Consider the following 15,138-nt stretch of genomic DNA (forward strand, 5'->3'; position numbering starts at 1 on the left):
AATGCATCCGGTGTGGCTTTTTTGCTGTAGCAGAGATGCAACATAATGGTGCGTACGAACAACTTTTTGGTGCATGCAACTGTGATGAAAATACAACAGGGTGGCGAGCTGTTTTCCGTGGTGGCGACACTACCGTTTGGCAAGCTGGGGGTGCGCACGGCCAACGGGGTGATCGTCGAGATGAGCTACCTGCCGCCCCATTTTGATGCAAAGGCGCCACAGGACGCGACCGCCGAGTTGGCGCTGCATCAGCTCGAAAAATACTGCGCGGACGCCGACTACCAATTCACCCTGCCGCTCAAGCGCGCCGGCACGGCGTTCCAGCAGAAGGTGTGGGACGCCATCAGCTCGATTCCGCGCGGCAGCGTGCGCACCTATGGCGAGCTGGCCAGGCACCTGGGCTCGGCGCCGCGCGCGGTGGGACAGGCCTGTGGCGCCAACTGGTTCCCGATCGTCGTGCCGTGCCACCGGGTCACCGCCGCCAGCGGCCTGGGCGGCTTCTCCAACAGCGACGACCCCAACGGCTATCTGCTGGGCGTGAAGCGCTGGCTGCTGGCGCATGAAGGTTCCAGCGAATACGCATGGCAGCAGACAACCTTGCTTTGATCGACGAGTTCTGCGACAGCCTGTGGCTGGAGGACGGGCTGTCCAAGAACACGCTGGAGGCGTACCGGCGCGACATGCGCCTGTTCGTGCAATGGCTGGAGAGCCAGCGCGCGCAGGTTGACGGCCTGCTGGCCGTGAAGGGGCACGATATCGAAAGCTATATCGCCGCCCGCCACGCCCAGGGCAAGCCGACCTCGTCCAACCGGCGGCTGTCGGTCATCAAGCGCTTCTACCAGATGATGCTGCGCCAGCGGCGCATCGACGACGATCCCAGCCTGAAGCTGGCCTCGGCCAGGCAGCCGCAGCGCGCGGTCAACACGCTGAGCGAGGCGCAGGTCGAGGCCCTGCTGGCCGCGCCGGATGTGAATACGCCGCTCGGCCTGCGCGAGCGCACCATGCTGGAGCTGATGTACGCCAGCGGCCTGCGGGTGTCGGAGCTGGTGGCGCTCAAGCTGCTGGAGCTGAGCCTGAACGACGGCGTGCTGCGCGTCACCGGCAAGGGCGCCAAGACGCGGCTGGTGCCGTTCGGCCAGCAGGCGCGCGCGTGGCTGGAGCGCTACCTGAAGGAGGCGCGCGGCGTGATCCTCAACGGCCAGCAGGACGACGCCCTGTTCGTCACCGGGCGCGGCGCCGGCATGACGCGGCAGATGTTCTGGGTGTTGATCAAAAAGCACGCCCTGAAGGCGGGCATCACGGCGCCGCTGTCGCCGCACACGCTGCGCCACGCGTTCGCCACCCATCTGCTGAACCACGGCGCCGACCTGCGTGTTGTGCAATTGCTATTGGGGCATTCCGATATTTCCACCACCCAGATCTATACCCATGTCGCAAGGGAGCGTTTGAAGCATCTGCATGCGCAACATCATCCTCGTGGTTGAGCAACTTGCGTCATAATGAAGACAGGGCAACGCTTTCTTTAGAAGGAGTGGCAAATGGCCAAAACGAACTTCGCGTATGAAAAGCGGCAGCGGGAACTGGAAAAGAAGAAAAAGCAGGAAGAGAAAGCCCGGCGCAAGGCCGAGCTGAAGAACAATCCGGGCCTGGCCCAGGAGAGTGAGGAAGACCTGGCCGAGGGCGAGACCTCCGGCCTCGCCCCCGACGACGATTAAGCGACTTCCGCCGCGTCCTTGCGCACCTCGTGCAGCGCCGGCTCCTCTTCGTGGCGGCCCTTGAAGAAGCGCGCGCAGCGTTTGCCGAGGTTGTCGAGATAGGTGTAGGCCACCGGCACCACCACCAGCGTCAGCAGGGTCGAGGTCAGCACGCCGCCGATCACCGCGCGGCCCATCGGCGCCTGGGTCTCGCCGCCTTCACCCATGCCGATCGCCATCGGCAGCATGCCGAACACCATGGCCAGCGTGGTCATCAGGATGGGGCGCAGGCGCACCTGGCCGGCCGTCATCAGCGCCTCGTGCTGGCTCTGGCCTTCCTTCTGCGCGTGGTTGGTGAAGTCCACCAGCAAGATCGCGTTCTTGGTCACCAGGCCCATCAGCATGATGAAGCCGATCACCGAGAAGATGTTGAGCGTGGTGTGGGTCACCAGCAGCGCCACCAGCACGCCGATCAGCGACAGCGGCAGCGACATCATGATGGCCACCGGCTGCAGGAAGCTGCCGAACTGCGAGGCCAGCACCAGGTAGATGAAGATGATGGCAATGCCCAGCGCGATCATGGCCGAGGTCATCGACTGCTCCATCTCCTGCGCGTTGCCGCCGACGTCGAAGCGCACGCCGGACGGCAGCTCGATTTCCTTCATGGCCTTCTTGACGTCGCTGTCGACGTCGCCGCCGGGACGGCCCTCGGTGCTGGCGTACACCGCCACCCGGCGCTGCAGCGCCTGGCGCTTGAGCACCTGCGGGCTGAAGGCCGGCACGAAGTCCACCACCTGGCGCAGCGGCACCATCACCGGACGGCCGTCCGGGCCCAGCTTGCTCGACGCCAGCGACAGGTCGGCCAGGTCGGTCACCTTCTGGCGGCCCGATTTCGGCAGCTGCACGTTGACCTCGTAGTTCTGGCCATCGGCGGCCAGGAAGTGCGAGGTGGTGTCGCCCGCCACGAACGGACGCAGCGCGCTGCCGATCTGCTGCGTGGTCAGGCCGAGGTCGCTGGCCAGCTCGTTGTTGATCTTGATGTTGGTCGACGGGTTGGCGCCTTCCTGGCTGTATTCCAGGTCGACCAGGCCCTTGATCTTGCGCATCTTGTCCATCAGGCGGTGCGCCACGTCGTCCAGCTTGGCCTCGTCGGTGCCGAGGATGGCGATGAAGATCGGCTTCATGCCGGCCGTCAGCGTGATGCCGGCGATCTGGTTCAGGCGCGCGCGGATCGCCGCCTCCATCTGCTGCTGTGAGCGGCGGTGATGGAATTTGCGGTCCTTGAGCTTGATGTCGATCTGCGCGGTGTTGCGGCCATCCCAGGTGCCGACCACGGCGATCACGCTTTCGATCTCCGGGAAGGCCTTGAGCGCCGCCTCGACCTGGTGCACCTTGTTGTCGGTGTAATCCAGGCTGGAGCCGACCGGGGTCTTGACCAGGAAGTTGACCCAGCCGTTATCCTGCTCCGGCATCATCTCGCCGCCGATCATCGGCACCAGCATGATGGAGCCGGCGAACAGCGCGAAGGCCAGGGCCAGCGTCATCTTCTTCCAGCGCAGCGCCAGCGCCAGCACCTTGCCGTACACCTTGTGCAGCCATTCCACGCCGCCCTCCAGCCAGTGCATGAGGCGGCCCAGCCACGGCAGGTATTTGAAGCGGTCCTGCACCGGGTCCGGCCACACCGACGACAGCATCGGGTCCAGCGTGAACGAGACGAACAGCGACACCAGCACCGCCACCGCCACCGTGATGCCGAACTGCAGGAAGAAGCGGCCGATGATGCCGTCCATGAAGGCCACCGGAATGAACACCGCCACGATGGCGAAGGTGGTGGCCATCACGGCCAGGCCGATCTCGTTGGTGCCGTCCTCGGCCGCCTTGCGGTGGTTCTTGCCCATGCCGAGGTGGCGCACGATGTTCTCGCGCACCACGATGGCGTCGTCGATCAGCAGGCCGATGCACAGCGACAGCGCCATCAGCGTCAGGAAATTGAGCGTGAAGCCGAAGGCCTTCATGGCGATGAAGCTGGCCAGCACCGAGATCGGCAGCGTCAGGCCGGTGATGATGGTCGAGCGCCACGAGTGCAGGAAGAAGAACACGATCACCATGGTCAGCACCGCGCCCTCGATGATGGTTTTCTTGACGTTGTCCAGCTGCGCCTGCACCTTCAGCGATTCATCGTTCAGCACCGCCACCTTGATGTCGGCCGGCAGGGATTTCCGCAGGTCGGCGGCGACCTGCTGGATGCGGCGGCCCACTTCCACCACGTTGGCATCCTGCACCTTGGTGATGTCGAGCGTGACGGCACGCTGGCCGTCGATGCGCGAGATCGACAGCTCCTCCTGCGCGCCATCCTCCACGGTGGCGACCTGCTCCAGATAGACCGGGCCGTTGGCGCGGCGCGCAACGATGATCTTGTTGAAGTCGCGCGGGTCCTTCATCTTGCCCTCCACCCGCACCAGGCGCTCGCTGGCGCCATAGCTGATGAAGCCGGCCGGCAGGTTGGTGTTGGTGTTCTGGATGGCGTTCAACACCTCGTCCACGCCGACCGCCTGCGCGGTCAGGTCGTTGGGGCGCAGCTGGATCAGGATCTGGCGCGCGGTCATGCCGTTGACGCGCACCTGGCCGACGCCCGCCACGCCCTGGAAGCGCTTGGCGATGATCTGGTCGGCCATGGTGGACAGCTCGCGCAGCGAGTGGTCGCTGGCGGTCAGGCCGATCTGCGCGATGGGGCGCGCGTTCTCGCCCTCGAAGCGGACGATGAACGGGTCCTTGGCCTCGCGCGGGAAGCGCGGCCGCACCTGCGCCACCTTGTCGCGCAAGTCCTGCATGGCGCGGTCCATGTCGGTCGACAGTTCAAAGTCGACGTAGACGCCGGCGCGGCCCTCCCACGAGTTCGAGCGCAGCGTCTTGATGCCGCTGACGGTGTTGACCGCCTCCTCGATCGGGCGGGTGATGTCGTTCTCCACCGCTTCCGGCGAGGCGCCCGGATACTGCACCTCGATGGCGGCGCCGGGAATGTCGACGTTGGGCATGGCCTCCAGGCCGAGGCCGCGATACGAGAACAGGCCCAGCACCATCAACCCCACCATCACCATGGTGGCGAACACTGGATTCCGAATGCTGACTTTGGTAATCCACATGATCAGCCCTTCGACGCTTCAGCGGCCTTGGCTTGCGCCGTCGGCGGCAGCTTGACCAGGGCGCCGGGCTTCAGGCTGTCCAGGCGCGAGACGATGACGTGCGCGCCTTGCGCCAGGCCTTCATGCACCTCGGCGTAGCCTTCCTCCTCATTGCGCAGGCCGATCCTGACCGGCTGCGCCAGCAGCTTGCCCTGTTCGACCTTGTAGACGATCTGCTGGCCGTCCTTGTCGTTGCGGATGGCGGCCAGCGGCACCACCGGCGCCACCGGCGAACGGTCGGTGACGATGCTGCCCTTGGCGAACATGCCGGCGCGCAGCGCGCTGTCCTCGTTCCTGACCGAGATATAGACCAGCATCGCGCGCGAGCCGGCCTCGGTCGATGGATTGATGCGCGCCACCTTGCCATGGAAGTCGCGCTGGGCGAAACCATCGACGCGGAACTTCACGTCCTGGCCGACCTTCACGCGCGGGATTTCCGAGGCCGGCACCTGCGCCTCCAGCGTCAGCTCGGACAGGTTGACGATGCTGTACACCGGCATGTCCGGCGCCAGCTTCTCACCGGCCTGCACGTGGCGCTTGCTGATCACGCCGTCGATCGGCGCCTTGATCACGCCATCGTTGAGGGCGATGCGGGCGATGTCCACCATGGCCGCCGCCGACTTCACGGCGGCGCGCGCCAGGTCGACCGTGTTCTGGGTGGAGTCGTAGGCGTTTTGCGAGATGTATTTCTGCTTGAGCAGGGCCTGGCTGTTGGCTTCGTTCTTGGTAGCCATGGCCAGCTTGGCCTGGGCCTCATCCAGCATGGCCTGCTGCTGTTGCAGGCGCGCGCGCAGGTCGGCCTGGTCGATACGGGCCAGCACCTGGCCGGCGTGCACCGCCATGCCTTCCTGCAGCGTGGTGGCTTCTACCACGCCCGAGACCTTGGACTTGATGGTGGCCGAACTCAGGGGCGCCAGCGAGCCCGACAGGGGCAAGCTGACCGCCAATGAACGGGCGTCGACGGCGGCGATGTCGCCGCTCGATAATTCGAAGACCTCTTTCTTTTCCTTGGCCGCCGCCGGGGCCGCGGCCGGTGCTGCCTCCTGCTTGCCGCGCAGGACGGTCCAGCCGCCACCGGCCAGCGCAATCACGACCAGGGCGATGGCCGGCTTGCGCCAGCGTTGTTTGCGCACGGTGGGCTGGGTGTACGGGGGGAGGGTTTCAAGTTTCATATCGTTCTTCTAATCAGGATGGCGCATGGTGTCACTTTAGGCCGTTGCAAGAGTGACAGCCAGTGAAATGCGATGGGCGGTGTAAAACCGCGCCTGAAATGCAGAAAAACGAGATTGGCGGTGTGTTTTAGTGCAAGCGCAGCCGCACCAGCACCTGGCCGTGATCGGAAGCGCCCGGCTGCTGAGGCTGCAGGTGCTGGTTGAGGTAGCTGACCTGCACCACCTCGCCCAGCGCGTGGCGCGAGGCCGGGTGGAACTCCTCCGACACCAGCACGTGGTCGATGGTGGCGTGGCGCCCTTCGTGGGTGATGGTGTAGCCGCCATCGCCGCGCTGCTCCTCGCCGGATTGCAGGTGGCGGCAATCGAACAGCTGGCCGCGCAGCTCCTCGCCCGGCTCGCAGGCGGCGCCGGCGCCCATGACGATGGTGGTGGTGACCGCGTCGACCGTATCGTTGAAGTCGCCCAGCACCACGCGCGGGCGGCGCTGCACCTTGTCCATGGCGCTCAGCAGGGCGCGCAGCGCCACCGCCTCGGTGCCGCGCCGGATCAGCGAGCGCAGGTTGGCCTGGGCGTGCAGCATGGGGATGTCGCCGGCATCGCCGCTGTGTTCATTGCGGTAGTCGGGGCGCTTGGATTTCAGGTGGACCACGATGACGTCGACGATTTGCTCATTCGGCAGCACCACTTGCGCGTGCAGGGGCGCGCGGGCGAAGCGGTCGGCGTCGCGACTGCCCTCGGGCAGGGCCACGCCGTCGGGAAACATGATGTAGGCCTGGGCCGGGGCGGCCAGCGGCAGGCGGGTGATCAGCGCCACCTCCGGCGTCAGGCGCGGCGCGCCCGTGACGGGATCGGGCGGCGGCTCGAAGCCGGCCAGGGTGGCGTCGCGGTAGCGCTGGCTGCGGGCCAGCACGTCGCGCAGGGCGGCCAGGGAAAAGATTTCCTGCAGGCCGATGACGTCGGCGTCCAGGGCGTCCAGCTGCCGCGCGGTCCAGGCGACCTTCGCTTCGTACTCGGCCTCGGTCAGGGGCGCCAGATTGTCGTACAATTTCGCCCCAGGCTGGGAAAGATTGCATACATTGAAAGTGGCAAAGCGAATTTCCTGCTGCATAATGGACAACTCCCCCAGATACTCACCATGGCGAAAAAAGAGCATATCTCCGAAACCCCGGCCACCCAGATGCTGCGCAAGCACAAGGTGGCGTTCACCGAGCACCCGTACGACTACGAGGAGCACGGCGGCACCAGCGTGTCCTCGCGCGAGCTGGGCGTCGACGAGCACCACGTGGTCAAGACGCTGGTGATGCAGGACGAAGCCGCCAAACCTTTAATTGTGCTGATGCACGGCGATTGCAAGGTCTCGACCAAGAATCTCGCCCGCAACATCGGCTGCAAGTCCGTCGAACCGTGCAAGCCGGAGGTGGCGTCGCGCCACAGCGGCTACATGATCGGCGGCACCTCGCCATTCGGCACCAAGAAAAGCATGCCGGTGTACGTGGAGGATAGCATCCTTGCGCTGGAAACGATTTATATCAATGGCGGCAGGCGCGGTTATCTGGTCGGCATCCAGCCGCGGGTGCTGACCGAGCTGCTGAACGCCAGGCCGGTGCATTGCGCGCTGGCCGAATAAGGCTGTATATTCAGCGGCCCCGCGCGCGGGCACAGAACGATAAATAGAGGAAAAAGATGAATACAGTTTGGATGACCGTGGCCGCCTACCTGATCGGCTCGATCTCGTTTGCCGTCGTCAGCAGCAAGTTGTTCGGCCTGGCCGATCCCCGCACCTATGGTTCGAAAAATCCGGGCGCCACCAATGTGTTGCGAAGCGGCAACAAGGGCGCGGCCATCGCCACCCTGATCGGCGACGCGCTCAAGGGCTGGATCGCGGTATGGCTGGCGATCCGCTTCCAGGAGCAGCTGCGGATCGGCGACGCCACCATCGCGCTGGTGGCGATCGCCGTCTTCCTCGGCCACCTGTGGCCGGTGTTCTTCCGCTTCGTCGGCGGCAAGGGCGTGGCGACCGCGGCCGGCGTGCTGCTGGGCTTGAATCCTTGGCTGGGCGTCGCCACCTTGGTGACCTGGCTGGCGGTGGCATTCGCCTTCCGCTACTCGTCGCTGGCGGCGTTGGTGGCGGCGGTGTTTGCCCCGTTCTATTATGGATTATTGTTTGGCGTGGAACCGCAGCTGGCCGCCGTGGCCGCCATGAGCGCGCTGCTGGTGTTCCGCCATTCGAAGAATATCTCCAACCTGATCGCAGGCAAGGAGAGCCGCATCGGCAGCAAAGCGAAAGGCAAGTAAAAAAAATGGCAACTCCCCTGAAAATCGATTTCGTCTCGGACGTCTCCTGCCCCTGGTGCGCCATCGGCCTGGCCTCGCTGAACAAGGCGCTGGACGCCATCGGCGACGAGGCCGAAGTGAGCATCCACTTCCAGCCCTTCGAGCTGAACGCCAACATGCCGCCGGAAGGCCAGGACATCGGCGAGCACCTGACCGAGAAATACGGCTCGACCGCCGAGCAGCAGCAACAGGCGCGCGAGATGATACGCGCGCGCGGCGCCGAGGTCGGCTTCGAGTTCGCCATGGACAAGCGCGGCCGCATCTACAACACCTTCGACGCCCACCGCCTGCTGCACTGGGCCGGGCTGCAGGGCAAGCAGAAGGAACTGAAACAGGCACTGTTCAAGGCCTATTTCACGCAGGGCCTGGACCCGAGCGCGCACGAGGTGCTGATCTACCTGGCCGGCGAAGTGGGGCTGGACAAGGACGCCGCGCGCCAGGTGCTGCACACCGGCGAGTACGGCGCGGAGGTGCGCGAGGCCGAGCAATTCTTCCAGCGCCACGGCATCAACTCGGTGCCGGCCGTTATCATCAACGAGCGCCACCTGATCTCCGGCGGCCAGCCAGCGGCGGTGTTCGAGCGCGCGCTGCGCGAGATTATGGCCAAGGCATAAAAAGTAGCATTCACAGCGCTTGTTTTGCTATAAACTCCCCGGGTAAAAACGATAAGATTCTTGTCACTCTACTCAGGGAGGCCCATGCTGGCCGTAGAAAAAGTACACACGCTGCGTACCGCGCGTCCACCGGCGGACCAATTCCGGCTCGCCGCGCTGCATCGTTACCACATCCTCGACACGCCCGCCTGCGCCGACTTCAGCTTCCTGACCGAGTTGGCCGCCAAGGTGTGCGAAGTGCCTTACGCCTTCATCTCGCTGGTCGACGCCGACCGCGTATGGATCAAATCCTGCGCCGGCATGCAAATCGGCGAACTGCCGCGCGGCGAAAGCTACTGCTCGCTGGCCGTGCTGGGCGAGGCCGCCACCGAAATCCCCGACCTGAGCGCCGACCCGCGCACCGCGCACATGACGCTGACCGTGGGCGAGCCGCACATGCGCATGTACAGCAGCGTGGCGCTGACGTCCTCGGACGGCCACGCCATCGGCACGCTGTGCGTGATGGACACCAGGCCGGGGCGCCTGAGCGACGACCAGCGCGCCATGTTGGTCAAGCTGGCGCGCCAGGTGATGGCGCTGATCGAGCTGCGCGCCAACGAGCGCAATCTGGAGGCGGCGGTGCGCGAGCTGGAACTGCTGGCCACCACCGACGACCTCACCGGATTGCACAACCGCCGCTCGCTGCTGCACCGGCTGAAGTTCGAGGTGGCGCGCGCGCGCCGTTTCCGCGCGCCGCTGTCGGCGCTGATGATCGACCTCGATCACTTCAAGAAAATCAACGATGAATACGGCCACGTGGTCGGCGACCAGGTGCTTGCCGACGTCGGCCGCCTGCTGCGCGAGAACGTGCGCGTGATCGACATGCCGAGCCGCTACGGCGGCGAGGAACTGTGCGTGATCCTGCCGAACACGCCGGCGGAAGGCGCGCGCAAGCTGGCCGAGACGCTGCGCGCCAGGATCGAGGCGCAGCCGCACGCGGCGGGCGCGCGTCAATTCCGGGTCACGGCCAGCATCGGCGTGGGCTCGTTCAATCATATGGAAATCGACGATGCGGAAAGCCTGCTCAAGCAGGCTGACGACGCGCTGTACCGCGCCAAGCGCGCCGGCCGCAATCGTGTGGAGCATGGATCCGACTGAAAGGAGAATGGTTATGCCGACTGCCAGCTGGAACGGTGTCGTCATCGCGCAGGCGAATGATGACGAGGTCGAAATCGTGGAGAACAACGTCTACTTCCCGCCGTCGAGCGTGAAGCGGGAATATCTGCAGCCCAGCAGCCACACCTCGCGCTGCCCGTGGAAGGGGCTGGCCAGCTATTACTCGCTGAACGTCGACGGCAAGATCAACGAAAACGCCGCGTGGTACTACCCGGAGCCTTCCGAAAAGGCCGCGCAGATCAAGGACCACGTGGCCTTTTGGCGCGGCGTCGAGGTGCGGCGCTAGTTGGACAATCTCACCCACAGCATCATCGGCTTCGGCGTTGGCGAGGTGGTGCACCGCGGCTTGCCGGCGGAGCCCGGGACGCTGGCGCAGCGGGTGCGGCATCGGCTGTTGCTGGTGTCGTGCGCGCTGGCCAGCAATTTCCCCGACCTCGACCTGTTCCTGACCAGGTTGTTGCCCGATCCCCTGGGTTACCTGCTCAATCATCGCGGCCACACGCACACGGTGTTGTGGGCGGTGCCGCAGGCCGTGCTGCTGGCGGCCTTGCTGTGGCTATGCTGGCCGGCGGCGCGTGCGCTGTTGCGCGACAGCCGCGCCGCGCGGCTGGGGCTGGCGATCAGCGTCAGCGTCGGCCTGGCGCTGCATCTGCTGATGGACTTCACCAACTCGTATGGCGTGCATCCCTGGTATCCGTTCGACGGACGCTGGTTGTATGGCGACATGGTGTTCATCATCGAGCCGCTGTTCTGGGTGGCGATCGGGGTGCCGATGGCGCTCATCATGCGCTGGCGCTGGTTGCGTGTCACCGGCTTGCTGGCCTTGTTCGCGGCGCTGGTGTTGTTCGCGGCGCGCGGCTATATCGGTTGGATGTCGTTCGCGGCGCTGCTGCTGATCGCCGCGGTGTGCGGCGCGGCGCAGTGGCGCGCGGGCGAGCGGGGACGTGGAGGGCTGCTGCTGGCGCTGGGCGTCAGCGTCGGATTCATCGCGGTGCAGGGCGTGGCCTCGCATAAGGGCAGGGCCTGGCTGACGGAGGAGTTGGAGCGCGCCGACCCCGCGTCGCGGGTGCTGGATGTGGCGATGACCGCGTTCCCTTCGCAGCCTCTGTGCTGGGCCTACGTCAGCATCGAAAGCAATGGGACGCGGTACCGCTTGCGGCGTGGCGTCCTGCCGCTGGGGGCGGTGGCGTGCCCGGCAGGCCTGAGCGCGGCGCCGGAGACGGTCAGCGGCAGTGTGCAGGAGCTGCGCGCGCTGAAAGCGTCCGACTGCCAGGTCGACGCCTGGCTGCGCTTTGGACGCATGCCTATCCTGGCGAACGGCGAGCTGTCCGACTACCGCTTCGCCACCACGCCGCGCGGCAACTTCACCACCTTGCGCATCGGCCCCGCCGCCTCCTGCCCGCAAGGCATCCCCGCATGGGGCTATCCCCGCGCCGATTTATTCGGGGTCAGCTCTGACATTCGGACAAAAGGGAACTAATCAAAAAGTTTTTAGTTCCCTAATGTCCGAATGTCAGAGCTGACCCCGAAGTTTAGACCCCGAAGGTTAGGCGGCTTTTTTCAGCACGTCGTCGTGGTCGGTGGAGAGGGCGACGTCCAGCCATTCGGCCATTTCTTTTTCCACGAACTGGTTTTTGGCGCGTACGCGTTGGACGGTGTCGGAGCCGAGTTGCAGGCGCACCGGCGGGGTGGCGCTGTCGGCCAGTCGCAGCAGGGCGCTGGCCAGCTTGACCGGGTCGCCGGGCTGCGCGTGGTTGACGTCGGCCGCGAAGTCACGCATCGCGCCAACGGTGGCGGCGTAGGAGGCTATGCGGTCGCGCGTGGCGACCAGCGACGTCGCGTCAAGGAAGTCGGTGCGGAAGAAGCCTGGTTCCACCACCGTCACTTTGATGCCCAGCGGTTCCAGTTCGATCGCCATCGCTTCGCTCAGGCCTTCCACCGCGAACTTGGTGGAGCCGTACACGCCCCAGCCGGCATACGAGGAGTAGCCGCCCACCGAGGAGATGTTGATCACGTGGCCGCTGCCTTGCCTGCGCATCACCGGCAGCACGGCGCGGCTGACGTTCAGCAGGCCGAATACATTGGTTTCATACAGTGCCCGCACTTCTTCGGCGTTGGCTTCCTCTACCGCGCCCAGCAAGCCGTAACCGGCGTTGTTGACCAGCACGTCGATGCGGCCGAAGCGCGCCACCGCCTGCTGCGCGGCGACCACGGCTTGCGCTTCCAGTTTCACGTCCAGCCGCAGCGCCAGCAGGTTGGGATGTTCGCCCAGCGCCGCGATCACTGCCTGCGGATCGCGCGCGGTCGCCACGACGAAGTCGCCCCGCTCCAGCGCCTGTTGCGCCGTCAGTACGCCAAAGCCACGCGATGCGCCGGTGATGAACCATACTTTTTTCATGATGATTTTCCTTTCGAGGTGAGTTGATGGAGTCCAGTTTAGGCCGCCTCAACCTGCTACACTAGCCATAGGAAAGCTGTTTGATTTTCATCTATTGGTTGATAATATGGATAAAGCCCGGGTCATCAGTCTGTTCATCGGCGTGGTGCGCGCCAAAAGCTTCAGTCAGGCGGCGGTGGATGCCGGCCTGACGCCGCAGGCGGTCAGCAAGGCGGTGCGGCAGCTGGAGGAGCATTTGGGCGTGCGCCTGTTTCACCGCACCACGCGCAGCCTGAGCCTGACCGACGAGGGCACGCGCCTGTTCGAGCTGGCCAACCCCGGCTTGCGCCTGCTGGATGAGGCGCTGGAGCAGATCCAGAGCAGCCGGCTGGAGGTGGATGGCCTGATCCGCGTGGCCGCGCCGATGTCGATCGGCACCGCCATCATCGTGCCGCTGCTGCAGGAGTTTCAGCAGCGCTATCCCGGCGCGCATTTCGACATGCAGCTGGACGATCATTTCGTCGATCTGGTGGAAAACAAGATCGATGTCGGCTTCCGCGCCGGCAGTCCGCCCGAGCGCAATCTCATCTCGCGCAAGCTGGGCGAAATCACGCTGCTGACCTGCGCCGCGCCGTCCTATCTCGAACGCCACGGCACGCCGCGCAAGGTGGCCGATCTGGCCGGACACCGCTGCACCGGTTTCCGCCAGCCCAACACCGGCCGCCTGCTGCCGTGGGAATTCCACGTCGACGGCGCCACGGTGTATCAGGAGGTGCCGGTGGTGGCCAGCTTCAATACGGTGGAAGGGGAGTTGACGGCGGTGCTGAACGGCATGGGCATCGGTCAGATGCCGGTGTTCATGATCGAGCGCGAGCTGGCCAGCGGCGCACTGGTGCCGCTGCTAACGCCGACCGTCACGGCCAACAATGGCGTATTCATGTATTACCAGCAACGAACGCAGATGCCGCTGCGGGTGCGGCATTTCATCGATTTCGCAGCCGAGCAGGCGCCGTTGCGGCTACAGGCGCAGCGCAAGGCTGTCAATGCCGCCAAGGGAAGATAAGCCAGTTTAAGGTGCGTGTGTGCACGGTTTCGGCACCTGATGCGTTATATCGTGTGGCTACTTCGCCACAAAAGCGCCTAGAATCAAGCTGTATAGGCCGCTTTCTGCCTATTTGGTTGGCACAACAATTGCATTGCCCTCCAGAAAGGACGATGATCGATTTACATGGAGGCTGTTATGAATACCGTAACTGATAAAGATAACAAAACCGCAGTACATCACGAGTCGCCGGCCGATGAGCATCGCCTGCGCAGCGAACGCATTGCCGCCCGCGGCGTCAGCCTGGGCAACGGCAAGGCCAAGTACCTGATCCCGCTGGTCGGTCTGGCCGTGCTGGCGGGCATGGCGTTCGCGTCGAATTAAACGACCTTGAGCTCGTCGAGCGGCCAGCGCGGCCGCACATTGAACGAGTAATCCTTCTTCGCCGCGTCCGGGTTGATCATCAGGCGCATCGCGCCGGCGAAGGCGATCATGGCGCCGTTATCGGTGCAAAACTCCAGTTCCGGGTAGTAGACCTTGAACTTCTTCTTGGCCGCCGCCGCGTTTAACGAGGCGCGTAGCTGCGTGTTCGCGCCCACGCCGCCGGCGATCACCAGCCGTTTCAGGCCAGTGTGCTTGATCGCCGACACGCATTTCGCGGTCAGCACGTCGACGATGGCGTCGACGAAGCCGCGCGCGATGTTGGCCTTGTCCTGTTCGCAGATGTTGGCGACGACCTTTTCCTCGTGGTTCTTCACTACCGTCAGCACCGCCGTTTTCAGGCCGGAGAAGCTGAAGTTGAAATCCTTGGTGTGCTTCATCGGACGCGGCAGCTGGTAGGCGTCCGGATCGCCAAATTCGGCCAGGCGCGAGATGGCCGGCCCGCCCGGGTAGCCCAGACCCAGCAGCTTGGCCGACTTGTCGAAGGCTTCGCCGGCGGCGTCGTCCAGGGTTTCGCCCAGCAGGGTGTACTGGCCGACGCCGTCCACCCGCATCAGCTGGGTGTGACCGCCCGAGACCAGCAGGGCGATGAAGGGGAATTCCGGCGGCTGCGAGGCCAGCAGCGGCGACAGCAGATGGCCTTCCAGGTGGTGCACGCCCAGCACCGGCTTGTCCAGCGCCAGCCCGAGGCTGCATGCCACCGACGAGCCGACCAGCAGCGCGCCGGCCAGGCCAGGCCCTTGGGTGTAGGCGATGGCGTCGATGTCTTGCGGCGTCTTGCCGGCTTTTTCCAGCGTCTGCGTCAGCAGCGGGATGGCGCGGCGGATGTGGTCGCGCGAGGCCAGCTCGGGCACCACGCCGCCGTATTCCTCGTGCATGGCCACCTGCGAGTGCAGGGCATGGGACAGCAGGCCGTGTTGCGTGTCGTACAACGCCAGGCCGGTTTCGTCACAGGAGGATTCAACGCCAAGAACGATCATGGAAGCAGCAGATTTCAAAAGGGGAATCCGCCATTGTAATGGAAATGGCGTGCAAGCATGCACCAGCGCAGTTCCGGCCTGCACCCGCGGGGTGCGCATTTTTGCCAAATGGTCAGGGTTTCGATGGCATCGCTTTTGCTTGAACAG

At 64.9% G+C, this 15,138-nt stretch carries 16 protein-coding genes; 11 read left to right on the forward strand and 5 right to left on the reverse strand.

Features of this window, described 5'->3' with window-relative positions:
• Nucleotides 1-84 precede the first annotated feature (84 nt).
• The 3 genes from FHW83_RS04190 to FHW83_RS04200 are packed head-to-tail and all read left to right on the forward strand — an operon-like array spanning nucleotide 85 to nucleotide 1,715.
• A complete protein-coding gene (locus tag FHW83_RS04190; RefSeq protein WP_176645111.1) occupies nucleotides 85-606 on the forward strand; it encodes a methylated-DNA--[protein]-cysteine S-methyltransferase in 522 nt (173 codons plus the stop codon).
• Entirely contained in the window at nucleotides 582-1,484 is a 903-nt protein-coding gene (gene xerD, locus FHW83_RS04195) for a site-specific tyrosine recombinase XerD (RefSeq protein WP_176645112.1), read from the forward strand. Before FHW83_RS04190 ends, xerD begins: the two co-directional genes overlap by 25 nt.
• Nucleotides 1,485-1,538: 54 nt before the next feature.
• On the forward strand, nucleotides 1,539-1,715 hold the full coding sequence (locus FHW83_RS04200) for a hypothetical protein (protein ID WP_176645113.1): 177 nt from the start codon (nucleotides 1,539-1,541) through the stop codon (nucleotides 1,713-1,715).
• On the opposite strand, the gene FHW83_RS04205 is transcribed toward FHW83_RS04200, so the two are convergent.
• The 3 genes from FHW83_RS04205 to FHW83_RS04215 form a co-directional block, all read right to left on the reverse strand.
• The gene (locus tag FHW83_RS04205) at nucleotides 1,712-4,837 is read right to left on the reverse strand and encodes an efflux RND transporter permease subunit (RefSeq protein WP_176645114.1); all 3,126 of its coding nucleotides are present in this window, start codon (nucleotides 4,835-4,837) and stop codon (nucleotides 1,712-1,714) included. The two genes, FHW83_RS04200 and FHW83_RS04205, sit on opposite strands and share 4 nt — an antisense overlap.
• A 2-nt stretch (nucleotides 4,838-4,839) precedes the next feature.
• On the reverse strand, nucleotides 4,840-6,048 hold the full coding sequence (locus FHW83_RS04210; RefSeq protein WP_176645115.1) for an efflux RND transporter periplasmic adaptor subunit: 1,209 nt from the start codon (nucleotides 6,046-6,048) through the stop codon (nucleotides 4,840-4,842).
• Between the two features lie 127 nt (nucleotides 6,049-6,175).
• Nucleotides 6,176-7,156 (reverse strand): endonuclease/exonuclease/phosphatase family protein, encoded by a 981-nt coding sequence (locus tag FHW83_RS04215; protein ID WP_176645116.1) that lies wholly within the window; start codon nucleotides 7,154-7,156, stop codon nucleotides 6,176-6,178.
• Nucleotides 7,157-7,183: 27 nt separating this feature from the next.
• On the opposite strand from FHW83_RS04215, the gene ybaK reads away from it, so the two are divergent.
• The 6 genes from ybaK (at nucleotide 7,184) to FHW83_RS04245 (ending at nucleotide 11,631) form a co-directional block, all read left to right on the forward strand.
• Nucleotides 7,184-7,675 carry a Cys-tRNA(Pro) deacylase gene (gene ybaK, locus FHW83_RS04220; RefSeq protein ID WP_176645117.1) on the forward strand — a complete coding sequence of 164 codons (492 nt, stop codon included), beginning with the start codon at nucleotides 7,184-7,186 and terminating at the stop codon, nucleotides 7,673-7,675.
• 56 nt (nucleotides 7,676-7,731) lie between these two features.
• On the forward strand, nucleotides 7,732-8,343 hold the full coding sequence (gene plsY, locus FHW83_RS04225) for a glycerol-3-phosphate 1-O-acyltransferase PlsY (RefSeq protein ID WP_176645118.1): 612 nt from the start codon (nucleotides 7,732-7,734) through the stop codon (nucleotides 8,341-8,343).
• A 5-nt stretch (nucleotides 8,344-8,348) separates the two neighbouring features.
• Nucleotides 8,349-8,996, forward strand: coding sequence for a DsbA family oxidoreductase (locus FHW83_RS04230; RefSeq protein WP_176645119.1), 648 nt, complete (start codon nucleotides 8,349-8,351; stop codon nucleotides 8,994-8,996).
• Nucleotides 8,997-9,080: 84 nt separating this feature from the next.
• The gene (locus tag FHW83_RS04235) at nucleotides 9,081-10,133 is read left to right on the forward strand and encodes a sensor domain-containing diguanylate cyclase (RefSeq protein WP_176645120.1); all 1,053 of its coding nucleotides are present in this window, start codon (nucleotides 9,081-9,083) and stop codon (nucleotides 10,131-10,133) included.
• A gap of 13 nt (nucleotides 10,134-10,146) precedes the next feature.
• Nucleotides 10,147-10,437, forward strand: a complete 291-nt coding sequence (locus FHW83_RS04240; protein WP_176645121.1) for a DUF427 domain-containing protein — start codon at nucleotides 10,147-10,149, stop codon at nucleotides 10,435-10,437.
• A complete protein-coding gene (locus FHW83_RS04245) occupies nucleotides 10,438-11,631 on the forward strand; it encodes a metal-dependent hydrolase (protein WP_176645122.1) in 1,194 nt (397 codons plus the stop codon). It begins immediately after the preceding gene.
• Nucleotides 11,632-11,697: 66 nt separating this feature from the next.
• Here FHW83_RS04245 and FHW83_RS04250 read toward each other — a convergent pair whose 3' ends face one another.
• Entirely contained in the window at nucleotides 11,698-12,549 is an 852-nt protein-coding gene (locus FHW83_RS04250) for an oxidoreductase (RefSeq protein ID WP_176645123.1), read from the reverse strand.
• A 106-nt stretch (nucleotides 12,550-12,655) separates the two neighbouring features.
• On the opposite strand from FHW83_RS04250, the gene FHW83_RS04255 reads away from it, so the two are divergent.
• Complete coding sequence (locus tag FHW83_RS04255) at nucleotides 12,656-13,591, forward strand: LysR family transcriptional regulator (RefSeq protein WP_176645124.1); 936 nt, start codon at nucleotides 12,656-12,658, stop codon at nucleotides 13,589-13,591.
• A 177-nt stretch (nucleotides 13,592-13,768) separates the two neighbouring features.
• Nucleotides 13,769-13,954, forward strand: coding sequence for a hypothetical protein (locus tag FHW83_RS04260; RefSeq protein ID WP_176645125.1), 186 nt, complete (start codon nucleotides 13,769-13,771; stop codon nucleotides 13,952-13,954).
• Here FHW83_RS04260 and tsaD read toward each other — a convergent pair.
• Nucleotides 13,951-14,991 (reverse strand): tRNA (adenosine(37)-N6)-threonylcarbamoyltransferase complex transferase subunit TsaD, encoded by a 1,041-nt coding sequence (gene tsaD / locus FHW83_RS04265; protein ID WP_176645559.1) that lies wholly within the window; start codon nucleotides 14,989-14,991, stop codon nucleotides 13,951-13,953. The two genes, FHW83_RS04260 and tsaD, sit on opposite strands and share 4 nt — an antisense overlap.
• Nucleotides 14,992-15,138: the final 147 nt, after the last annotated feature.

Origin of the sequence: Duganella sp. SG902 (assembly GCF_013376005.1) — a bacterium.
In the GTDB taxonomy this organism is placed as follows: Bacteria; Pseudomonadota; Gammaproteobacteria; order Burkholderiales; family Burkholderiaceae_D; genus Rugamonas.